This window comes from Rahnella sp. PCH160 (assembly GCF_047784855.1).
In the GTDB taxonomy this organism is placed as follows: Bacteria; Pseudomonadota; Gammaproteobacteria; order Enterobacterales; family Enterobacteriaceae; genus Rahnella.
Genome location: NZ_JBLOGT010000001.1, coordinates 1,942,701 through 1,963,566, shown reverse-complemented (window position 1 = coordinate 1,963,566; position 20,866 = coordinate 1,942,701). Strand labels below are relative to the sequence as shown.

The 20,866-nt window shown below is 51.4% G+C and carries 18 protein-coding genes, 3 tRNA genes and 3 rRNA genes; 5 read left to right on the top strand and 19 right to left on the bottom strand.

All coding sequences use genetic code 11. From position 1 onward, the window contains the following. From ACM5QY_RS09165 to gmhB, 19 genes are all read right to left on the bottom strand, one after another. Nucleotides 1-576: a DUF3261 domain-containing protein gene (locus ACM5QY_RS09165; protein ID WP_416120321.1), complete on the bottom strand. Its 576-nt coding sequence runs from the start codon at nucleotides 574-576 to the stop codon at nucleotides 1-3. Next, nucleotides 573-2,879, bottom strand: coding sequence for an MMPL family transporter (locus ACM5QY_RS09160; protein WP_416120319.1), 2,307 nt, complete (start codon nucleotides 2,877-2,879; stop codon nucleotides 573-575). Before ACM5QY_RS09160 ends, ACM5QY_RS09165 begins: the two co-directional genes overlap by 4 nt. Continuing rightward, the gene (locus ACM5QY_RS09155; RefSeq protein WP_416120317.1) at nucleotides 2,869-3,474 is read right to left on the bottom strand and encodes a LolA family protein; all 606 of its coding nucleotides are present in this window, start codon (nucleotides 3,472-3,474) and stop codon (nucleotides 2,869-2,871) included. Before ACM5QY_RS09155 ends, ACM5QY_RS09160 begins: the two co-directional genes overlap by 11 nt. Next, nucleotides 3,471-3,914, bottom strand: a complete 444-nt coding sequence (locus tag ACM5QY_RS09150) for an acyl-CoA thioesterase (RefSeq protein ID WP_416120315.1) — start codon at nucleotides 3,912-3,914, stop codon at nucleotides 3,471-3,473. The genes ACM5QY_RS09155 and ACM5QY_RS09150 overlap by 4 nt, the downstream gene beginning before the upstream one ends. Nucleotide 3,915: 1 nt before the next feature. After that, complete coding sequence (locus ACM5QY_RS09145; protein ID WP_416120314.1) at nucleotides 3,916-5,643, bottom strand: glycosyltransferase family 2 protein; 1,728 nt, start codon at nucleotides 5,641-5,643, stop codon at nucleotides 3,916-3,918. After that, a complete protein-coding gene (locus tag ACM5QY_RS09140; protein WP_416120313.1) occupies nucleotides 5,634-5,978 on the bottom strand; it encodes a 3-hydroxyacyl-ACP dehydratase FabZ family protein in 345 nt (114 codons plus the stop codon). The genes ACM5QY_RS09145 and ACM5QY_RS09140 overlap by 10 nt, the downstream gene beginning before the upstream one ends. Then, nucleotides 5,975-7,354 carry an AMP-binding protein gene (locus ACM5QY_RS09135; RefSeq protein WP_416120311.1) on the bottom strand — a complete coding sequence of 460 codons (1,380 nt, stop codon included), beginning with the start codon at nucleotides 7,352-7,354 and terminating at the stop codon, nucleotides 5,975-5,977. The genes ACM5QY_RS09140 and ACM5QY_RS09135 overlap by 4 nt, the downstream gene beginning before the upstream one ends. Then, nucleotides 7,321-7,854 carry a COG4648 family protein gene (locus ACM5QY_RS09130; RefSeq protein WP_416122855.1) on the bottom strand — a complete coding sequence of 178 codons (534 nt, stop codon included), beginning with the start codon at nucleotides 7,852-7,854 and terminating at the stop codon, nucleotides 7,321-7,323. Before ACM5QY_RS09130 ends, ACM5QY_RS09135 begins: the two co-directional genes overlap by 34 nt. Nucleotides 7,855-7,916: 62 nt before the next feature. After that, nucleotides 7,917-8,171 (bottom strand): acyl carrier protein, encoded by a 255-nt coding sequence (locus ACM5QY_RS09125; RefSeq protein WP_152324699.1) that lies wholly within the window; start codon nucleotides 8,169-8,171, stop codon nucleotides 7,917-7,919. Between the two features lie 10 nt (nucleotides 8,172-8,181). Next, on the bottom strand, nucleotides 8,182-8,439 hold the full coding sequence (locus tag ACM5QY_RS09120) for a phosphopantetheine-binding protein (protein WP_416120309.1): 258 nt from the start codon (nucleotides 8,437-8,439) through the stop codon (nucleotides 8,182-8,184). Between the two features lie 3 nt (nucleotides 8,440-8,442). Beyond that, on the bottom strand, nucleotides 8,443-9,237 hold the full coding sequence (locus ACM5QY_RS09115; protein ID WP_416122854.1) for a lysophospholipid acyltransferase family protein: 795 nt from the start codon (nucleotides 9,235-9,237) through the stop codon (nucleotides 8,443-8,445). Between the two features lie 17 nt (nucleotides 9,238-9,254). Continuing rightward, complete coding sequence (locus ACM5QY_RS09110) at nucleotides 9,255-9,980, bottom strand: beta-ketoacyl synthase chain length factor (protein ID WP_416120308.1); 726 nt, start codon at nucleotides 9,978-9,980, stop codon at nucleotides 9,255-9,257. A gap of 440 nt (nucleotides 9,981-10,420) precedes the next feature. Beyond that, nucleotides 10,421-10,497: transfer RNA gene (locus tag ACM5QY_RS09105), tRNA-Asp, on the bottom strand. A 101-nt stretch (nucleotides 10,498-10,598) separates the two neighbouring features. Then, nucleotides 10,599-10,714: ribosomal RNA gene (rrf, locus tag ACM5QY_RS09100) — 5S ribosomal RNA — on the bottom strand. A 121-nt stretch (nucleotides 10,715-10,835) separates the two neighbouring features. Beyond that, a 23S ribosomal RNA gene (locus ACM5QY_RS09095) occupies nucleotides 10,836-13,743 on the bottom strand. A 208-nt stretch (nucleotides 13,744-13,951) separates the two neighbouring features. Next, nucleotides 13,952-14,027: transfer RNA gene (locus ACM5QY_RS09090), tRNA-Ala, on the bottom strand. A gap of 133 nt (nucleotides 14,028-14,160) precedes the next feature. Next, nucleotides 14,161-14,237, bottom strand: a tRNA-Ile gene (locus ACM5QY_RS09085). A 71-nt stretch (nucleotides 14,238-14,308) separates the two neighbouring features. Next, nucleotides 14,309-15,851, bottom strand: a 16S ribosomal RNA gene (locus ACM5QY_RS09080). The 16S, 23S and 5S rRNA genes sit together here with 3 tRNA genes alongside, the layout of an rRNA operon. Before the next feature lie 414 nt (nucleotides 15,852-16,265). Then, nucleotides 16,266-16,832, bottom strand: a complete 567-nt coding sequence (gene gmhB / locus ACM5QY_RS09075) for a D-glycero-beta-D-manno-heptose 1,7-bisphosphate 7-phosphatase (protein WP_416120307.1) — start codon at nucleotides 16,830-16,832, stop codon at nucleotides 16,266-16,268. A 180-nt stretch (nucleotides 16,833-17,012) separates the two neighbouring features. On the opposite strand from gmhB, the gene metN reads away from it, so the two are divergent. The 5 genes from metN (at nucleotide 17,013) to tsaA (ending at nucleotide 20,851) form a co-directional block, all read left to right on the top strand. Beyond that, on the top strand, nucleotides 17,013-18,044 hold the full coding sequence (gene metN / locus ACM5QY_RS09070) for a methionine ABC transporter ATP-binding protein MetN (RefSeq protein ID WP_416120306.1): 1,032 nt from the start codon (nucleotides 17,013-17,015) through the stop codon (nucleotides 18,042-18,044). Beyond that, complete coding sequence (locus ACM5QY_RS09065) at nucleotides 18,037-18,690, top strand: methionine ABC transporter permease MetI (protein ID WP_104924647.1); 654 nt, start codon at nucleotides 18,037-18,039, stop codon at nucleotides 18,688-18,690. Before metN ends, ACM5QY_RS09065 begins: the two co-directional genes overlap by 8 nt. Before the next feature lie 63 nt (nucleotides 18,691-18,753). Further along, nucleotides 18,754-19,569, top strand: a complete 816-nt coding sequence (locus ACM5QY_RS09060) for a MetQ/NlpA family lipoprotein (protein ID WP_416120305.1) — start codon at nucleotides 18,754-18,756, stop codon at nucleotides 19,567-19,569. A gap of 170 nt (nucleotides 19,570-19,739) precedes the next feature. After that, nucleotides 19,740-20,147 (top strand): Rcs stress response system protein RcsF, encoded by a 408-nt coding sequence (rcsF, locus tag ACM5QY_RS09055; protein ID WP_416120304.1) that lies wholly within the window; start codon nucleotides 19,740-19,742, stop codon nucleotides 20,145-20,147. Further along, the gene (tsaA, locus tag ACM5QY_RS09050) at nucleotides 20,144-20,851 is read left to right on the top strand and encodes a tRNA (N6-threonylcarbamoyladenosine(37)-N6)-methyltransferase TrmO (protein WP_416120303.1); all 708 of its coding nucleotides are present in this window, start codon (nucleotides 20,144-20,146) and stop codon (nucleotides 20,849-20,851) included. Before rcsF ends, tsaA begins: the two co-directional genes overlap by 4 nt. Nucleotides 20,852-20,866: the final 15 nt, after the last annotated feature.

Here is a 20,866-nt window from a genome sequence, read left to right as displayed (position 1 = left end):
TTATTCACCGACATTCTGGATAGTGATCTGGTAATGGAACGCCATCTGGGTAATCGAAACAGGCCGCTGTGTTTTGCCCTCCGGCAGATAGTCAATCCGGGTGATGGTGTTGCCTTTGGCATCCGATAACGTGCGGCGCAGAGGTTGATCTTTCAGCGTCCAGCCCGGCGGCAACAGCGGCTGCCAGCTTTCCACCGGCCAGTAGCTGAACATAATATCGGCCAGAACCTGATTTGCCGGAGGCAAACCCTCAATCTTTATTGTCTGTTCAGTATGGATGCCGGTTTGATCGTAGACCACTTTAAAGAGACGGATCCCCAACGGTGAGAGCCCGGCCAGTTGCAAAGATTTGCCGTCGGCGTTGAGCAGTACCAGCAAAGACTGCTGCTTTCCGTTCACCGTTGCCGTCAGTAATTGTTGCTGACTGACCGGCGTTGCCAGCACCGGCGCGGGTAATTTCACCTGCACGCCCGGTTTCAGCCAGGCCTGCGCCAGCGTTTCGGCAGGAGGACGCGAGGCACAGCCGCCAGACATCAAAATCAGCAGTGCCAGAACCGGCAGCGTGAAGCGGATCATTTTTTACGTCCTCTTTTTTTAGCGGGTAACGTCAGCGGCGACAGCAAAAATGCCGTCAATATGCCGGAACTCAGCACAATACCAAAACTGCTGATCGCCTGCGTGGAGCTGAACACCAGCATGCCGAACGTCAGTAACGTGGTCGCGACAGCCATAAAAATAGCAAACATCGAGGTGGTCGGCGTCCCGCGCGGATTGGTGAAAAACAGGGTGTAGTTGATGCCTATCCCCAGAACCAGAATCAGCGCCAGCAATGAAAAAAGGTTGAGATGATGACCGCTGTAACCGAGCGCGGCGATGCCCATTCCCAGCGAAAGCAGCGTCGGCACCAGACAAATCAGGCCGTGCGGCAGGCGGAAACGCCAGAGGTAAATCGCGGCAATGACCGTCACGGCCAGCCCGAGCAGATAAGTGAGATAAACGCGGTACTGAGAAAACAGTTCACTGAATTCAGACTTGCGGTCAATCCAGCCGGTTCCCGGGGAAGACGCCGCCAGCGCGGCGACGGCGGCGGTATCGTGAACGCCACTGACCGGAATTAACGTCGCGCTGCGCCCGTCCGGTAAAGACAGCCACAGTAAGCGCCAGCCCTGGCTGACCACGCTGTTAAGCCAGAGCGGAACATCTGCCGTTTGCGGGCTGAGATCCGGCGTGGCGACCGAAATACCGGCCTGCTGCAACTGCGCAATAATCTGCGGCGCACGCAGACGGAGCAACGCGAGATCTTTTTGTTGCTGTAATTGCGACGGCAGGCTGAGCGCCCGGTAACCTGCAATCACGCCATCCGTTTTCGCCTGTTCCAGTTTTGGTCGTAAGGCTTCAAGACGCTGAAGCGTCTGCTCCGCCGTATCGCCGTAAACGATCAGCCATTTCTGATCGTTAGTTTGCCCGGTCAGCGCGGCAATCTGCTGTTCCTGCTGCTGTAAGTCTGCCGGTAACGTCTGTAAATCGGCAATATCATCATTGATTTTGAGCTGATAAATGCCGCCCGCCGCCAGCGCTAAAATCAAAACGGGCAGACCAAAGCGAACCGGTTTGCGGCTGCGCCATGCCAGCAACCATTTCAATATCAGCACCAGGCCTGGCGTCGGCCCGACCGGCAAACGCGCCGATAAATACGGATACCAGCACATGACGGTAATACAGGCCGCGCTCAGCCCGGCGGCGGCAAAAACTGCCAGCTGTTGCAGGCCGGGGAACGGCGCAATCAGCAACATCAGGTAGGCCGCGACCGTAGTCAGCAGCGCCGCAGATAACGCCGGGAACAGCTTTTTCAGGCTTTCGAGCGGCGTGCTGGTTTCACCGTGAACACGCCGTTCAGTGAGGAAGTAAAGAGTATAGTCGGCAGAAATCCCGACAATGCTGGCGCTCAGCACCAGCGTCATCACGTGTATTTCACCGAAGACCCACAGGGTAAATACCGTGCCCGACAGCGCGCCAATGCCGATTGAAAGCAGGCTGAGCAGCAACGGCAGCACGGAGCGGAACATCAGTAGAATCAGCAGAAAGACGCCGATAACCGAGGCCGCACCAATGGTAGATAGATCATGCTCAGCCTGCTGGCTGGCATAATTGCTGTAAAAAATCGTGCCGCGCTCAAGCACTTTCGCGCCCGGCCAGCGCGCTTCAAAAGCGTGTCTGACCGCATTCAGTTCAGCGACAGTGTGCTTCGCGCTGGTGATGTCATAGGACGACGCATTCAGCTCACCGTGAAGCAAATACCAGCTGCGCCCCTGCTGATCGCGCGTCATCAGCCAGCCCTGATCGAGTGTCATGCCGCCGCTGTTTTGCTGCTGCGCCATTTGTGAGGCACGCACCAGCAACAAAGGATCGTTAGCCAGCTCTTTCCCGCTGACACCGGCAAAGGCAGAATAAACCTGCCCCATGATCCACTGGCTTTGCTGTTCAGCACCGGCGCTCAGGCGCTGACGGGTAGCGTCATCAAGCAGAGCATTGCGATGCCGGAAAAAGAACGCGCCCCATTCCTGCTGACGCGCCTCATCCATCGGCCCTTCTACCTGACTCAGCGCAGTAAGCGATCGCAGCTGTTTCAGCCAGTCCTCAAGAGGTTTTACTCCCGCGCCTTCCGGCGGGCTGACCAGCCACATTAACTGGCGATCAAGCCGCTGCGTAAAGCCATCAGAAATCGCCGGAGGAAGACCGGCCGTCTGTTGCTGCGGCAGAAGCGCCAGCACGCTGCTGTTAATCTGGCTGCGCGGTAGCAACCAGACCAGCGCGGCGACGAGCAACGCAATAATCAGCAGCCAGATTTGCGCCAGCCTGCGGTGAAGATCAGGATGCAAAATGGCGTTTCTCGGCGTCAGTCAGTTCAGCAGGCGTCGTTTTCTGGTTGAAGAAACGGATGTGCGTCGCGTCGCCCTGCATGTCATCGATATCAATCTTGTTCAGGAAGGTTTCCCCGTTCAGGGTGATGCGGCGGAAAAGGCGGTTCAGCGGCGAAACTTTTGGCACCAGCACCAGCGTCCAGGCGCCCTGCCCTTTATCCGTGAAATCCAGCGTGAAGTTTTCTTCCAGCACGCGACGGTCTGCATGAAATAGCGCGCTCAGCAGGGAGTTGAACTGGAACATCTGCGGATTATTGCTGGCCGTCACCACCTGCGGCTGCTGGCCTGCCATGATTTGCACCATGCGGGTTTCGGTCAGAAGTAACGTCAGGGGAAACGGTTTTTCCTGCTGCCACCAAAGCCCCTGTTTCTGGGCAATCAGTAAATTCCCGCCGGAGTTAAGCGGCTGCGCCATCCCGCTGATGGTTCTCTGCTGCGCGAATTCGGCACGCAGCACAGGCACCTGACTAAAACGTTGCTGCAAATCATCCAGCGTCACGGCCTGCGCGGCCACGCTGAACACGGCGAGTAAAATGAACAGAAGTGACTTCACAGACTGACTCCTGTTTTATCGAAAAGAACCTGCGGCGAAACAAAACACATCTCTTTGGTTTGAGCATCCACGGCGACCTGCAACGTGTAGCCCGTCGTCGTCCGTTTGCCGGTTGCGACATCATAGATTTGATAGCCGATGCGCAGGCGGTTTTCGATTTCTTCAAGCTGCGCGTGAACGGCAATCCGCTGTTCGAACAAAACGGGCGCAATGTATTTGACGCGCGTATCCACAATCGGCCATACGTAACCGGAGGCTTCCATCTGACGATAGCCATAATCGAACTGTTTCAGTAATTGCTCACGCGCAACTTCCAGATAACGGAAATAATTGCCGTGCCAGACCACGCCCATCGCATCGGCATCATGAAAAGGCACGGTGATTTCGACCACGGTGGAAAAGCGCGGGTCGTTGAAGCGCGGATCAAGTTTGGATGTCATATCAGTCAGGTTTCCTGTCAGAGGCGTCATCTGCGCGATGCTGCCAGAAATCATAAAAATTAAACCAGTCGTGAGGTGCCAGCAGGCTGTAATGCTCAAGACGCGCGGCGTAATGGTCGACGGTTTCCTGCAATGCAGGCAGACGATTTGCGCGGGGCAGAATCAGCGGATTGGCAAAAGATTCGCAGTAAATATGCAGACGCCGTTCCTGTCTGATGCCAAACATCAGCACCACAGGCGCTTTCAGGGCGGCAGCCAGAATAAAAGGCCCCTGCGGGAAAGCCGCCGGTTTACCGAGAAAATCACTCCAGATAACGCGGGAATGCTCACCGCGCTGATGACGACTGGCGGACGTTCTGTCGCCCACAATCGCCACCCATTCGCCGGCATCGAGTTTTTCCTGCAACAGCATGGCGGTTTCAGGCCCCATCTGGCTCACTTGAATCAGATTCACCAGCGCCTGCGGGTTAATTTCTTTCATTACCTGATTAAAGCGTTCGGCATTTTCGGTGAAAACCAGCGCATTCACGGTGATCCGGTGGTTCAGCGCGCCTATGGCGCGGCAAGATTCGATGTCGCCGAGATGTGAGGCGAGGATCAACGTGCCGCGACCCGATGCAATATGCGCTTCACAGACATCGGGATTCACCAGCACCGCGTCATTCAGGGTTTTATCGCCCTGCCAGCTCGCCAGTTTGCTCAGCATCGATTCGCCAAACCGCATGAAATGCCGGAATGTACTTAACGGATATGGCAACGCGATATTGCGCTGTGTCGCAATTTCGCGGACGCGCTCAAGCCACGCGGCCGACGCCTTGCGCTGTTTTCCGCCCGTCAGCCAGAAATAGCCAATCACCGGATAAAGCAGTAACTGGAAAACCTGGTAGCCCAGCACCCGATAAATCTTCAGCATCAGACGAATGCCCCACAGCCCTTTGCGTTCGCGCGTTACCGACCAGTGCGGATCGCTTTGCTGCGTTTTTCTCTGGCGCAGCAAAAAAGGAATGCGCGGCAACATGCCGAAAAACAGGCGGGTGTGCATCCACGAGATTTTAATGTTGTCTTTGACCGCATCAAAATGCGAAACGCCATCTTGCGGATAGGTGACGCGCGTCGGCAGGAAGCGGCTGCGCGTCCCCTGCCAGTAAAGCCGCACCATGATTTCGGTATCGAAATCCATGCGTAAACCCAGCGGCTGTTTGTCCATCAGCCTCAGGCAAGGCTGCAACGGATAAACGCGAAATCCGCACATGCTATCTTTAAGGGAAAATGACAGGGTTTCGATCCAGACCCAGAAATGCGTGACATAACGACCATAAAGACGTGATTTCGGCACGCTTTCGTCATACACCGGCTGACCGGAGATCAGGCAATCCGGATATTTCTGCGCTTCCTCCAGCATGAGAGGAACGTCGGAAAGCTGGTGCTGACCGTCTGCGTCAACCTGCATGGCGTGGGTAAACCCTTTTTCAGCCGCCAGCCGCAAGGCTGCCATGACGGCGGCTCCTTTGCCCTGATTCGTTGACAGGCGCGTCAGGCTCATCCACGGTGTTATCTGCGCCAGACGTTTTAATTCGTCCGCCGTTTGCGCCCCGCTGCCATCATCGATCACAATGCACGGCAACCCGAAAGACCGGAGTTTATCCAGCACACCGGCCATCATCGGCCCGTGGTTGTAGCACGGGATAATCAGACAGGGCGCAAACAGCACGGTGGACGTTACGGGCATAATGTGATTTTTCCACTGCTGGCAATGGTTTCGCCCAGGATGTAACGGAAAACCAGCCGGTGTTTTTCTTTAAGCCAGTCAATGTGCAGGCTGACGGTTTCACCCGGCAAAAGTGGCCGCTGAAACTTCACCACTTCCATACCCGAGAAAACCTTATCCAGCCCTAAAACCTCGCCCGCATACTCCATCACCCAGTTCACCTGCGTGACGCCAGGAAGCAACGGATACGTAGGAAAATGTCCGCGAAACCAGAACAAATCCGCTGAGAGCCTCAATTCGAGAAGCAGACTGTTTTCGCTGCTTTTATGCAGGCTCAGGACTTCGGGCTTCATCATAAAAACATTTCCTGTAATTCAGCAGTTGCGCGTTTTCCTTGCTGATTAAGTGGGATCGCCGGAACAATACGCCAGTACCGGGGCAGCGAAACCGGAGATAACCATTCCCTCAGAGCATGGCGGATCTGCCCAAAGAGGACATTCCGATTTTCAGCCTGCAATAATGCATCACCCGTATGACTCAGTACAATCACCGCTGCGACCGAAACCCGGCGCTGTTTTTCAATGGTCAAAACACAGGCATCAGTCAGAAGGTCCAGTGCGCGTAAGCGTTGCTCAATTTCATCCAGCGAGATCCGCTGTTCAGCAATTTTGACGATCCGGTCTTTACGTCCCAGCAGATCAAAATGACGTGAACCCTCAGGCGACAGTTTTATCTTATCATTGAGAGCAATGCCTTCCGGCTGCGGGATAATCGGGGAAATCAGCGAAAGGGTGCCATCTGCCTGATGCCGTAAATCTACGTTGTCGAACAACGTCCAGGCTTCGCCAGGCTGAGTTTGCTGGCGAAAAGCGATAACACCACTTTCGGTAGTGCCGTAAATTTCCGTTGGCGGGCAACCGCATGTCTCTTTCACTAACTGCGCCGTATCGCTTTCCAGAGGGCCGCCTGCGGAAAAAACTTCACGCAATGTGACCGGCGCTAATGTGGCGTCCAGACGTTTGAGAAAGGCCGGGCTGCTGACAAACGCCAGTGGAATTTTCGCTGCAAGTGACCGCAGTTGCTCATGGTACTGGACACTGTTGGTCGCAAACGGCAAACCAAGGGACAGCGGCAACATGAACGCAAAGCTCAGGCCGTACATGTGATGAGGTGCCACCGTGGCGGCGAACCGGGAACCGGCTAGCTCAGCACCCCACTGCGCTGAGAGCCACTGGCTTTCACGCTCAAGACAAGAGACCGGTTTGATAATTTTCTGCGGTTTTCCGGTTGATCCGGAAGTGAACAAGATCAGCGATGCATTTTCTGGAAATGCGGGCAAAACCAGAAGCATTTCATCCGCAAAAAACGGAAAACGAAGGACAGGACAGTTGAGTTGCAAGGGCAGGTCAGTGATCAGAGCATCGAATTCATCGCACTGCTCCGTTAGCAAAGACTGACGAAAATGGCCGGGCAGAACAGGCGTTTTTCCGCTGTAAAGAACGGCCAATAAGGCCACAGCGAACGAATAGTTATCTTCCAGACACAGCGCCCAGCGCGAACATAAACTCGCACTGACTCTGGCAAACAGCGCTGCGACATCACGACGGAAATCGCGCTGCCTGTGCTCTCGGGTTTCACTCCACGCAACCAGATGATCATCTGCTCTTTCCGTGCCCAGCCATTGGCACATTGGCAGCGTCATGACTTGCGCAGACGTTTTCTGACTATCCATTCAATACCCATTAATAAGCCAATCAGCAGATAACTGATCCCACCGTTGTAAAGCGCCCATAAAGACACATTGCCTTCCAGGCAGGTATATAAAGCAAAAGATCCGTTACAAACAAAAAACAGGCACCAGACTTGCGTCACGCGTCGCGTATAAACAACACCTTCTGGCGGCAAGTCGGGCTCGCTCAGCCGGGCAAGACGTTCAACCAGTGATTGCCGGGCGAACAATGAACTGAAGAATAAGCCCAGAAGAAGAATATTTACCGCCACCGGGTAATACAACAGCATCGATGTTTCACGCAATAAAACACTGATGATCACCAACACAATGCCAGCGAGGGCGATGGCTTTGCCAAAGAAAGTAAGCTGATTTAATTTTCCGCGAAAAGTCAGTAACCGCAGAGTAAACGCAATAATCAGGAGAGGAGCAAGAATACCCATTCCCCAGTTTTTTAACCCGCACCATACCGCTATAGGATATGCAATAATCGCCACGGGCATTGCCCAGCGAGCAATCGCTGTGACAAGCTGCAGGGAAAAGCGCCGGGTTTCAGGCACAGAAACTATTGCGCTGGCGTGTTAAGTAATTCATCGATGGCATCAACAACATCCTGAACGGTTCGCACTGACTTGAACATTTCAGGTTTAATTTTTCTGCCCGTCGATTTCTGCAGATGCACAACTAAATCCACAGCATCAATACTGTCTAATTCCAAATCTTCGTAAAGTTTGGCATCGGGACTGATATCACTTTCGTCAATTTCAAATAGCTTGATTAATAACGCGCTAATCTGCTGGTAAATTTCTTGCTTCTGCATAGGAATCTCTTTAACCACGCTGAACTGATATAAATTGGCTAAGGCTTTCAACAGAATAAAAATGCTCACGCATTTCCTGACTTTCCGCCGAAAGGATTACGCCGTATTGCTTTTTCAATGCCAGGCCTAGTTCGAGGGCATCAATAGAATCCAGCCCTAATCCGTCGCCAAAAAGAGGCGCTCGCGTATCTATCTCGTCTGGCGTCATTCCCTCCAGATTGAGTGTCGCGATGATAAGTTCTTTAATGTCGTTACTTAATGAATCCATGACTTATTTCTCATTATTTTGAGTATTACCGGGCATCAGTTCAGAGCGCAAATGCTGTGTCAGACGCCTTGCTGCCAGCGCAGGCGAAAGATCCTGTTCATCAAAAAAATCCTCAGCCTTTACCTTATCGGCAACTGTGATGACAAACTGAGGTTTTACACGCGGAATTTCATACCATTTTCCCTGCTTGGTCAGCATTGGCGGCTGACAGGAAATATGAACAATCCGCACATCACAACCGGCTCTGAGCGCAATGTTTGCAGCTCCGCGCTGGAGCGTAATCGGTTTCTCAGGCAATGATCGCGTTCCTTCAGGAAAAATTAGCAACGTTCCTCCCGCTTTTAGACGCGTCTCACAAGCCTGAAGCAACTCCTCAGACCCGGAGTTAACCAGATACCCGGCAGCTTTTATGACGCCGGCCAAAAATGGGTTCTTCAGCAACGCCTGCTTGACGATGCAATCACAACGCGGCATCCGCGAAGCCAGAATCACATAATCTAGAAGGCTGGGATGGTTTGCAACAATCAGGCATCCGGCATCCTGCTGAAACTTTTCATCTCCGACAAACCGGTAATCCATCACACCAAACAGTCGCAATCCTCCGAGGAAAAGCCGAAAGCTATTACGAATGCTGTTCAGGGTCATCCGATGTAATTGCTCCGGCTCACGTATGATTAGCCGCAACAGAGTAAACCAGAACAACGAAAGCAACAGTCCGCCAATTCCGAAAAACGCGAAAAAAATGCCCGTAACTGACCATCGCCATATCCGATCCGGCAAAGAGGAAACATCCTTCATCAAAGCAGGCTCTTTGCTCACAGTTCACGCGTCCATTGCCAGTGATGGCGATTATCAGCGCTGACCGTGAATAAAGGCGTTGATGAAAGATAACCTCGCAGGAATTGCAGCGCTTGAGGAAGAACAGACAGATCTGCCTTATCGGCTTTTGAAATACGCTGGCACTGCAAAGTATCGCCAGCCGTCACGATTATTGCCATCGCGTAAGGAAGAAACTCGGAATTTACCGATTCAGTATACAGGGAAGGGATCTCACCCTCGAAGTCGACCAGCATGATGCGTGAAGCATCACCCGACAGCATCGCTTGTGCTTCCAACAATCCCTGCTGAAAACTGTCTTTTCCCGCAGCCAGCGAAGTCACCGGCAGTGGATTCTTACTAATAATGGTTAGCCAGCCGGCGGCAGTGTTATGGACAGACATCGAAAATTCTGTGGGGGAAATAGCATCGTCTTCGGCCAGAGCATGTAAAATTCGCCAGCTTCTTTCAAGCTCACCGTGCTGGCTGGAAAAAATTGCGGCATCTACCTGATGCTTTGCAAGCAAGGAAAGCCCTACATCAACGGCGAAGCGACTTCCAATACTCATTCGACGCGCAGACATCATGGGAATCTGCTCACTCTTTGGAATTTCGCCAGAAAATGCATCCGCACCTGAACATTGCGCCCATTGGATCCAATCGGCACAATTATTGACGCCAGGCGCAACAGCCCGCCAGTCAAGTATATCCAGTGAGAATTTCATAATGATTAATCTTCGCGAATTTTCCGAATAAGGACTTTATGATATTTTATTAAAAGTTGCATCTGTAATCTGACAAGCTACTGCGTGGAAAAGTGTATTTCAGTTATTTTTACAACGAGTTAGAGATTTCCGACCAGAATACATATCTGAAAAATCTTAGTTTTATAACGAGAAATAGTCACTGAAGTTTCTCTAGGATTAATAGTAGCGGATTATAATAGGTCAAAATAAGAAAACATTATTATTTTCATAAAAAGGAACAGCAACTATATAGATAAATCTTCAACAAAAAGTTAATCGATTGATTTTAAATATTCACATAAAGGTTTCTACACGATAAAACGTTTTATATCAGGAGTTCGGTATATTAAATATTCAATTTATTGCAAATTTAAACGCAAAAAACCCTGAATCTTTCGATTCAGGGTCTATGCAATTAGTGGCGGAACGGACGGGGCTCGAACCCGCGACCCCCTGCGTGACAGGCAGGTATTCTAACCAACTGAACTACCGCTCCACCGGTTCTTTCACATATATCAGCAACCGGCTGATATATGTTTGTTCCTGTTATTTTCCTTGTCAGGGGAAAAGGAACATGTTCTTCATTATAAATTTGATGCCTGGCAGTTCCCTACTCTCGCATGGGGAGACCCCACACTACCATCGGCGCTACGGCGTTTCACTTCTGAGTTCGGCATGGGGTCAGGTGGGACCACCGCGCTACTGCCGCCAGGCAAATTCTGTTTCATCCATAACGCTTACCCTGTCTCAGGCTTGCACTACGAACCAATCTCGGAACATCAGCTGAAAATCAAAGTATCTGCACAGAATCTCTAAAAACACCTTTGGTGTTGTAAGGTTAAGCCTCTCGGGTCATTAGTACTGGTTAGCTCAATGCATCGCTGCACTTACACACCCAGCCTATCAACGTCTTAGTCTTAAACGTCCCTTCAGGTGGCTTAAAGCCACAGGGAAGACTCATCTCGAGGCAAGTTTCGCGCTTAGATGCTTTCAGCGCTTATCTTTTCCGCATTTAGCTACCGGGCAATGCCATTGGCATGACAACCCGAACACCAGTGATGCGTCCACTCCGGTCCTCTCGTACTAGGAGCAGCCCCTCTCAATCTTCCAACGCCCACGGCAGATAGGGACCGAACTGTCTCACGACGTTCTAAACCCAGCTCGCGTACCACTTTAAACGGCGAACAGCCGTACCCTTGGGACCTACTTCAGCCCCAGGATGTGATGAGCCGACATCGAGGTGCCAAACACCGCCGTCGATATGAACTCTTGGGCGGTATCAGCCTGTTATCCCCGGAGTACCTTTTATCCGTTGAGCGATGGCCCTTCCATTCAGAACCACCGGATCACTATGACCTACTTTCGTACCTGCTCGAGCCGTCACTCTCGCAGTCAAGCTAGCTTATGCCATTGCACTAACCTCACGATGTCCGACCGTGATTAGCTAACCTTCGTGCTCCTCCGTTACTCTTTAGGAGGAGACCGCCCCAGTCAAACTACCCACCAGACACTGTCCTCACCCCGGATTACGGGGCCGAGTTAGAACATCAAACATTAAAGGGTGGTATTTCAAGGTTGGCTCCACAAGAACTGGCGTCCTCGCTTCAAAGCCTCCCACCTATCCTACACATCAAGGCTCAATGTTCAGTGTCAAGCTATAGTAAAGGTTCACGGGGTCTTTCCGTCTTGCCGCGGGTACACTGCATCTTCACAGCGAGTTCAATTTCACTGAGTCTCGGGTGGAGACAGCCTGGCCATCATTACGCCATTCGTGCAGGTCGGAACTTACCCGACAAGGAATTTCGCTACCTTAGGACCGTTATAGTTACGGCCGCCGTTTACCGGGGCTTCGATCAAGAGCTTCGCATTGCTGCTAACCCCATCAATTAACCTTCCGGCACCGGGCAGGCGTCACACCGTATACGTCCACTTTCGTGTTTGCACAGTGCTGTGTTTTTATTAAACAGTTGCAGCCAGCTGGTATCTTCGACTGGATTCAGCTCCGGGAGCAAGTCCCTTCACCTACGCGCCAGCGTGCCTTCTCCCGAAGTTACGGCACCATTTTGCCTAGTTCCTTCACCCGAGTTCTCTCAAGCGCCTGAGTATTCTCTACCTGACCACCTGTGTCGGTTTGGGGTACGATTTCGTGTTACCTGGAGCTTAGAGGCTTTTCCTGGAAGCATGGCATCAACTACTTCACCACCGTAGTGGCTCGTTATCACGCCTCAGGGTTATACAAAAGAGCGGATTTACCAACTCTTCCCCCTACACGCTTGAACCGGGACAACCGTCGCCCGGCTAGCCTAGCCTTCTCCGTCCCCCTTCGCAGTAACACCAAGTGCTGGAATATTAACCAGCTTCCCATCGACTACGCTTTTCAGCCTCGCCTTAGGGGTCGACTCACCCTGCCCCGATTAACGTTGGACAGGAACCCTTGGTCTTCCGGCGTGCGGGTTTTTCACCCGCATTATCGTTACTTATGTCAGCATTCGCACTTCTGATACCTCCAGCAAACCTCACAGTTCACCTTCGACGGCTTACAGAACGCTCCCCTACCCAACAACGCATAAGCGTCGCTGCCGCAGCTTCGGTGCATGGTTTAGCCCCGTTACATCTTCCGCGCAGGCCGACTCGACCAGTGAGCTATTACGCTTTCTTTAAATGATGGCTGCTTCTAAGCCAACATCCTGGCTGTCTATGCCTTCCCACATCGTTTCCCACTTAACCATGACTTTGGGACCTTAGCTGGCGGTCTGGGTTGTTTCCCTCTTCACGACGGACGTTAGCACCCGCCGTGTGTCTCCCGTGATAACATTCTTCGGTATTCGTAGTTTGCATCGAGTTGGTAAGCCGGGATGGCCCCCTAGTCGAAACAGTGCTCTACCCCCGAAGATGAGTTCACGAGGCGCTACCTAAATAGCTTTCGGGGAGAACCAGCTATCTCCCGGTTTGATTGGCCTTTCACCCCCAGCCACAAGTCATCCGCTAATTTTTCAACATTAGTCGGTTCGGTCCTCCAGTTAGTGTTACCCAACCTTCAACCTGCCCATGGCTAGATCACCGGGTTTCGGGTCTATACCTTGCAACTTGACGCCCAGTTAAGACTCGGTTTCCCTACGGCTCCCCTATACGGTTAACCTTGCTACAAAATATAAGTCGCTGACCCATTATACAAAAGGTACGCAGTCACCCCATAAAAGAGGCTCCCACTGCTTGTACGTACACGGTTTCAGGTTCTATTTCACTCCCCTCGCCGGGGTTCTTTTCGCCTTTCCCTCACGGTACTGGTTCACTATCGGTCAGTCAGGAGTATTTAGCCTTGGAGGATGGTCCCCCCATATTCAGACAGGATGTCACGTGTCCCGCCCTACTCATCGAACTCACAATCTGTGCATTTTTGTGTACGGGACTATCACCCTATACTGTGCGACTTTCCAGACGCTTCCACTAACACACAAACTGATGCTGGTTCTGGGCTCTTCCCCGTTCGCTCGCCGCTACTGGGGGAATCTCGGTTGATTTCTTTTCCTCGGGGTACTTAGATGTTTCAGTTCCCCCGGTTCGCCTCATTACACTATGTATTCATGTAATGATAATGTGTCGAAACACACTGGGTTTCCCCATTCGGGTATCGTCGGTTATTACGGTTCATATCACCTTACCGACGCTTTTCGCAGATTAGCACGCCCTTCATCGCCTCTGACTGCCTAGGCATCCACCGTGTACGCTTAGTCGCTTAACCTCACAACCCGAAGGTGTTTCCACCATCGCATTGCGATTATTTGAGAGACTCTGTTACAGACTAATCACCACTCAGTACTTCTACGGAGAGTGATGTTCAGCTGTAAACTTTCAATTTTCAGCTTGTTCCAGATTGTTAAAGAGCAAAATACTTCGCAGCATACTGTTTCCAATACACTCTGAAGTATTATTTAAAGGCTGTACGGTAATGGTGGAGCTAAGCGGGATCGAACCGCTGACCTCCTGCGTGCAAGGCAGGCGCTCTCCCAGCTGAGCTATAGCCCCATACAGTCACTTACAGATACCTTAATTACTCATCAGTCAGATGAGTCAGCCAATTACTTTCTCATCAAGGCGGAGTCATGCGAAGTTTGCTTGTGCAAACGAGACATGGCGACAACGAAGAGGAGGAGGGAATTGGTAGGCCTGAGTGGACTTGAACCACCGACCTCACCCTTATCAGGGGTGCGCTCTAACCACCTGAGCTACAAGCCTATTAAGGTATTTCTGCTCGTTACTTTCTATCAGACAATCTGTGTGGACACTGCACAATGCGTATCTTGAGGTAAGGAGGTGATCCAACCGCAGGTTCCCCTACGGTTACCTTGTTACGACTTCACCCCAGTCATGAATCACAAAGTGGTAAGCGCCCTCCCGAAGGTTAAGCTACCTACTTCTTTTGCAACCCACTCCCATGGTGTGACGGGCGGTGTGTACAAGGCCCGGGAACGTATTCACCGTAGCATTCTGATCTACGATTACTAGCGATTCCGACTTCATGGAGTCGAGTTGCAGACTCCAATCCGGACTACGACATACTTTATGAGGTCCGCTTGCTCTCGCGAGTTCGCTTCTCTTTGTATATGCCATTGTAGCACGTGTGTAGCCCTACTCGTAAGGGCCATGATGACTTGACGTCATCCCCACCTTCCTCCGGTTTATCACCGGCAGTCTCCTTTGAGTTCCCGACATTACTCGCTGGCAACAAAGGATAAGGGTTGCGCTCGTTGCGGGACTTAACCCAACATTTCACAACACGAGCTGACGACAGCCATGCAGCACCTGTCTCAGAGTTCCCGAAGGCACTAAGCTATCTCTAGCGAATTCTCTGGATGTCAAGAGTAGGTAAGGTTCTTCGCGTTGCATCGAATTAAACCACATGCTCCACCGCTTGTGCGGGCCCCCGTCAATTCATTTGAGTTTTAACCTTGCGGCCGTACTCCCCAGGCGGTCGACTTAACGCGTTAGCTCCGGAAGCCACGCCTCAAGGGCACAACCTCCAAGTCGACATCGTTTACAGCGTGGACTACCAGGGTATCTAATCCTGTTTGCTCCCCACGCTTTCGCACCTGAGCGTCAGTCTTTGTCCAGGGGGCCGCCTTCGCCACCGGTATTCCTCCAGATCTCTACGCATTTCACCGCTACACCTGGAATTCTACCCCCCTCTACAAGACTCTAGCTTGCCAGTTTCAAATGCAGTTCCCAAGTTAAGCTCGGGGATTTCACATCTGACTTAACAAACCGCCTGCGTGCGCTTTACGCCCAGTAATTCCGATTAACGCTTGCACCCTCCGTATTACCGCGGCTGCTGGCACGGAGTTAGCCGGTGCTTCTTCTGCGAGTAACGTCAATGCAATGTGCTATTAACACATTACCCTTCCTCCTCGCTGAAAGTGCTTTACAACCCTAAGGCCTTCTTCACACACGCGGCATGGCTGCATCAGGCTTGCGCCCATTGTGCAATATTCCCCACTGCTGCCTCCCGTAGGAGTCTGGACCGTGTCTCAGTTCCAGTGTGGCTGGTCATCCTCTCAGACCAGCTAGGGATCGTCGCCTAGGTGAGCCATTACCTCACCTACTAGCTAATCCCATCTGGGCACATCCGATGGCGTGAGGCCCGAAGGTCCCCCACTTTGGTCTTGCGACGTCATGCGGTATTAGCTACCGTTTCCAGTAGTTATCCCCCTCCATCAGGCAGTTTCCCAGACATTACTCACCCGTCCGCCGCTCGTCACCCAGAGAGCAAGCTCTCCTGTGCTACCGCTCGACTTGCATGTGTTAGGCCTGCCGCCAGCGTTCAATCTGAGCCATGATCAAACTCTTCAATTAAAAGTTCGATTTGCTTAAACAAGTTAAGCGGTGCTCAAAAATTAACTTTCGTAATAATTCACTAAATGAATTACTGCTTGGTCACTCTTTAAGACTTGATATTTTTTTGCCACCGAAGTGGCTGATATCGTCTTGTGAGTGCCCACACAGATTGTCTGATAAATTGTTAAAGAGCAGTGAGTTACGCGCTTTCGCTTGCTAACTCGAGGTGGCGTATATTACGCTTTCCTCGTTCAGTGTCAACCGTTTATTTCATCCGGTTGCCGCTGCTTTAAATCTTTTCCGACCCGGTCACTTCGTGATGTTGTTCACGTTGTTCCCTGTCGATGGAGCGGCATTATAGGGAGTTGGATTTGAATGGCAAGCGAATAAATGCAGTTTTATTTCGTTTGCCGTTTTTTTATCCAAAGAACCTTATTTCTGCCCTTTTGCTATAAAGGAAGGCAAAGCAGCAAGGCTTTCCAATACCGCATCCGCAGCAGTTTCGCTTTCTGCGGTGACCGGCTTGCCTGTACGAACTAAAATCTTCGTTCCCACGCCCGCAGCCGCAGCCGCCTGCATGTCTTCCAGCTTATCGCCCACCATATAAGAAGAAGCCATATCAATATTGAGCTCTTCTTTAGCCGTCATAAACATACCCGGCAGAGGCTTACGGCAATCGCAAACCTGGGTAAACTCTTTAACGGTACCTTCTGGATGGTGTGGACAGAAATAGATGCCATCGAGATCCACACCTCTGTCGGCAAGCGACCAGTCCATCCACTCGGTCAGCGTCATAAACTGATCTTCAGTAAACTTGCCGCGCGCGATACCGGACTGGTTGGTCACTAATACCAATAAGAAGCCCATCTCTTTTAGTTTGAGGCAGGCATCAATAACACCATCGATAAACTGGAAATCATCGATTTGATGTACATAGCCGTGATCGACATTCAAAGTACCATCACGGTCAAGAAAGATTGCTGAAACGGGTTGTGCCACGAATTTGCTCCTGATGGCGGGTTAATGACGTCAGTATCGCATGTTTTCAATGCCGGTGAGAATGCTAACCTGGTTGACTTAGACGTCTAGACGCCTTAGCATCCACAACATACTTCGGGGATGTGCTCCCGAAGAGTTAATTTCACCATGTCACGGCAAAAAGACAGAATAAAAAATAATATGATTAAACTTTCAAATATCACCAAGGTTTTCCAGCAGGGTTCGCGCCAAATCGTCGCGCTCTCTGACGTGAGTCTTCACGTCCCTGCCGGGCAAATTTATGGCGTAATCGGCGCATCTGGCGCAGGGAAAAGTACGCTAATCCGCTGCGTTAATTTGCTGGAACGTCCGACCAAAGGCCAGGTGCTGGTCGATGGTCAGGATCTGATGTCCTTCTCCGAAAAAGCGCTGACCCGCGCACGTCGCCAAATTGGTATGATTTTTCAGCACTTTAATTTGCTGTCGTCACGTACTGTCTTTGGCAATGTGTCACTGCCGCTGGAACTGGATAATTTGTCTTCTGCTGAAATCAAAAAACGTGTTTCAGAGCTGCTGAGCCTTGTTGGCCTGGAAGATAAACATGATGCCTATCCGGCCAATCTTTCCGGCGGACAAAAACAGCGTGTGGCGATTGCGCGCGCCCTGGCCAGTAATCCCAAAGTCTTGCTGTGCGATGAAGCGACCAGCGCACTTGATCCGGCGACAACCCGTGCAATTCTTGAATTGCTGAAGGACATTAACCGCCGTCTTGGTTTAACCATTCTGTTGATCACACACGAGATGGACGTCGTTAAGCGTATTTGCGATCAGGTTGCCGTGATCAGCGATGGCAAATTAATTGAGCAGGATAAAGTGAGCGAGATGTTCTCGCATCCTAAAACTCCGCTGGCACAGCAGTTTATTCAGTCAACGCTGCATCTGGATATCCCGGAAGATTACGCCGTGCGTCTGCTCCCTGAACCGGAAGCCGGTCGGGTACCTTTATTACGTCTGGAATTTACCGGCCAGTCTGTAGATGCGCCGTTGCTTTCTGAGGCCGTGCGCCGTTTCGACGTGAACAACAATATTATCAGTGCTCAGATGGATTATGCCGGCGGCGTGAAGTTCGGGATTATGCTGACAGAAATGCACGGCGCAGAAGAAAACACTCAGGCAGCTATTCAGTTCCTGCACGAAAATCAGGTTAAAGTAGAGGTACTCGGTTATGTCTGAGCCAATGATGTGGTTAATGGGCCGGGGGATTTGGGAAACTGTCATTATGACACTGACCTCAGGCTTCTTCGGTTTTGTTCTGGGCTTGCCTTTTGGCGTGCTGCTTTATGTCACCCGTCCGGGCCAGATTGCAGAGAACAAAAATGTTTATCGCGTGATGTCTGCGCTGGTTAACATTTTCCGATCTATTCCCTTTATTATTCTGCTGGTCTGGATGATTCCGTTCACGCGTCTGATCGTCGGGACCTCTATTGGTTTGCAGGCGGCAATCGTGCCTCTGACCGTCGGCGCAGCGCCGTTTATCGCACGTATGGTCGAGAATGCGCTGTTGGAAATCCCAAGCGGTCTGGTGGAAGCCTCCCGCGCAATGGGCGCCACGCCGATGCAAATAATCCGTAAAATTTTGTTGCCGGAAGCCTTGCCGGGTCTGGTCAACGCAGCCACTATCACGCTGATCACTCTGGTGGGTTATTCCGCTATGGGCGGTGCTGTCGGTGCCGGTGGGTTAGGGCAAATCGGTTATCAGTACGGTTACATCGGTTATGACGCAACTGTAATGAATACGGTATTAGTCCTGTTAGTCGTTTTGGTGTATTTAATTCAGTTTTGTGGCGACCGCATCGTAAAAGCAGTCACACATAAATAATGAAACAACAGCTGTTATAGCTAACCCTGTGAATAATTTTTATCCGCTTATTGAGGAAAGGACATGTCTACTAAATTTAAATCCATTGCAGTTGTCGGCGCGCTTCTGGGAACGCTGGCTTTAGTTGGTTGCGGGCCGAAAGAACAGGATCCTAACCATATTAAAGTGGGCGTGATTGTGGGTTCTGAACAGCAGGTTGCTGAAGTTGCGCAGAAAGTCGCAAAAGAAAAATACGGTCTTGACGTAGAGCTGGTGACTTTCAACGACTACGTGCTGCCAAACGAAGCACTGAGCAAAGGCGATATTGATGTTAACGCCTTCCAGCATAAACCTTACCTTGATCAACAGATTAAAGATCGTGGTTATAAACTGGTTCCGGTCGGCAACACTTTCGTCTACCCAATCGCCGGTTACTCTAAAAAAATCAAATCTGTTGATGAGCTGAAAGACGGTGATCAGGTTGCATTGCCAAACGACCCGACTAACCTGGGTCGTTCTTTGCTGCTGCTGCAAAAACAAGGTTTGATCAAACTGAAAGACGGTGTTGGCCTGCTGCCGACAGTTCTGGATGTGACTGAGAACCCTAAAAATCTGAAACTGGTAGAACTGGAAGCACCACAACTGCCACGTTCACTGGATGACGCAAAAATCGCACTGGCTGTGATCAACACCACTTACGCCAGCCAGATTAACCTGACGCCAGAGAAAGACGGCATCTTCGTTGAAGATAAAGAATCTCCATACGTTAACCTGATCGTTGCGCGTGAAGACAACAAAGACGCGGAAAACGTGAAGAAATTCGTTCAGGCTTACCAGTCTGACGAAGTTAACGCTGCAGCGAACAAGATCTTCAACGGCGGCGCGGTGAAAGGCTGGTAATTCGCGAATGTCAGGAACTCAATATTCATCCTGATAATTACTCTCGCAATTATTCCTTTCACAAATAAATTCAAGGCGGGCTTATGCCCGCCTTGTTATTTCCCCAATACCTTGGTTCAATAACGCCACATTCTTTCCTGTAAACATTTTAAAAAAGCAGAGGACATACTATGCGTGCTTTACCTCTCTGTTTGTCGGCACTTTTGCTGGCGGGTTGTTCCCTGACTCAACACTCACAGCCAACACCCCCTGCACCTGTTGCTAAAGAAGAGCCAAAACCTGTCAAACCAAAACCGGCTCCGGTTCGCCCTGCCCCCGTCAAACTGTATAAAGATGCAGAAGCCCTGGTCGGAACACCTTTCCGCGATTTGGGCGAAGTTTCTGGTGAGTCTTGCCAGAGCGATCAAAACGATACGCCGCCAAGTCTTGCAGCCGCGCGCAAAAGAATGCTCACCCGCGCCTCTTATATGAAAGCGAACGCGGTGCTGTTGCATCAGTGCGAGATCATCGGCGGCGTGCCGGGCTGCTACCAGCAGGCAATTTGTCAGGGTTCTGCCCTGAATGTCACCTTTAAATGACCTCATTTTCTTTTGAGCAAATAGGGACCATTCATTCGCCCTATAAAGAGAAGTTTGCTGTTCCGCGCCAGCCGGGTCTAATTCAGGATGGTGGTGGCGAATTACATCTTCATGCGCCTTATAACCAGCCCGAGGCTGTACGCGGGCTGGAAGATTTCAGCCATATATGGGTGATGTTCATTTTTCATCAGACGATGGACGGCGGTTGGCGCCCGACTGTACGTCCACCGCGTCTTGGCGGCAACACGCGTACCGGCGTATTTGCCACACGCTCCACCTTTCGTCCCAATCCGTTGGGCATGTCTTTGGTGGAGTTGAAAGGCATTCGCTGTCAGGGGCAGAACGTGATTCTGCAACTGGGCAGCCTTGATCTCGTCGATGGCACCCCCGTTGTTGATATCAAGCCGTATTTGCCCTTTGCGGAAAGCCATCCTGAAGCCCGTGCGGGTTTTGCCCAGCACGCCCCGCAAGCCGATATGCTCGTTGAGTTTCTCTCTCAAGCAGAGTCACAGCTGGCAAAACATGCAGGAAAATATCCACATCTGCGCCGTTTCATTACGCAGGTATTAGGGCAGGATCCGCGTCCTGCTTACCGTAAAGGCGAATCCACCGAACGGGATTATGCCGTTCGCCTGCTGGAATTTAATGTCCGCTGGCGGGTGGTGGGTTCTCTGAATCAGGTATTGTCCCTCGACGAAGACTAAATTTCCTCTGCGTCT

Coding starts and splice junctions, on each gene's coding strand:
- ACM5QY_RS09110 (WP_416120308.1), bottom strand. CDS start 9,980: ATGAAATTCTCACTGGATATACTTGACTGGCGGGCTGTTGCGCCTGGC.
- rcsF (WP_416120304.1), top strand. CDS start 19,740: ATGCGTGCTTTACCTCTCTGTTTGTCGGCACTTTTGCTGGCGGGTTGT.
- ACM5QY_RS09130 (WP_416122855.1), bottom strand. CDS start 7,854: ATGCCCGTGGCGATTATTGCATATCCTATAGCGGTATGGTGCGGGTTA.
- ACM5QY_RS09060 (WP_416120305.1), top strand. CDS start 18,754: ATGTCTACTAAATTTAAATCCATTGCAGTTGTCGGCGCGCTTCTGGGA.
- ACM5QY_RS09120 (WP_416120309.1), bottom strand. CDS start 8,439: ATGGATTCATTAAGTAACGACATTAAAGAACTTATCATCGCGACACTC.
- tsaA (WP_416120303.1), top strand. CDS start 20,144: ATGACCTCATTTTCTTTTGAGCAAATAGGGACCATTCATTCGCCCTAT.
- metN (WP_416120306.1), top strand. CDS start 17,013: ATGATTAAACTTTCAAATATCACCAAGGTTTTCCAGCAGGGTTCGCGC.
- ACM5QY_RS09150 (WP_416120315.1), bottom strand. CDS start 3,914: ATGACATCCAAACTTGATCCGCGCTTCAACGACCCGCGCTTTTCCACC.
- ACM5QY_RS09065 (WP_104924647.1), top strand. CDS start 18,037: ATGTCTGAGCCAATGATGTGGTTAATGGGCCGGGGGATTTGGGAAACT.
- ACM5QY_RS09140 (WP_416120313.1), bottom strand. CDS start 5,978: ATGATGAAGCCCGAAGTCCTGAGCCTGCATAAAAGCAGCGAAAACAGT.
- ACM5QY_RS09115 (WP_416122854.1), bottom strand. CDS start 9,237: ATGAAGGATGTTTCCTCTTTGCCGGATCGGATATGGCGATGGTCAGTT.
- ACM5QY_RS09145 (WP_416120314.1), bottom strand. CDS start 5,643: ATGCCCGTAACGTCCACCGTGCTGTTTGCGCCCTGTCTGATTATCCCG.
- ACM5QY_RS09165 (WP_416120321.1), bottom strand. CDS start 576: ATGATCCGCTTCACGCTGCCGGTTCTGGCACTGCTGATTTTGATGTCT.
- ACM5QY_RS09135 (WP_416120311.1), bottom strand. CDS start 7,354: ATGGATAGTCAGAAAACGTCTGCGCAAGTCATGACGCTGCCAATGTGC.
- ACM5QY_RS09125 (WP_152324699.1), bottom strand. CDS start 8,171: ATGCAGAAGCAAGAAATTTACCAGCAGATTAGCGCGTTATTAATCAAG.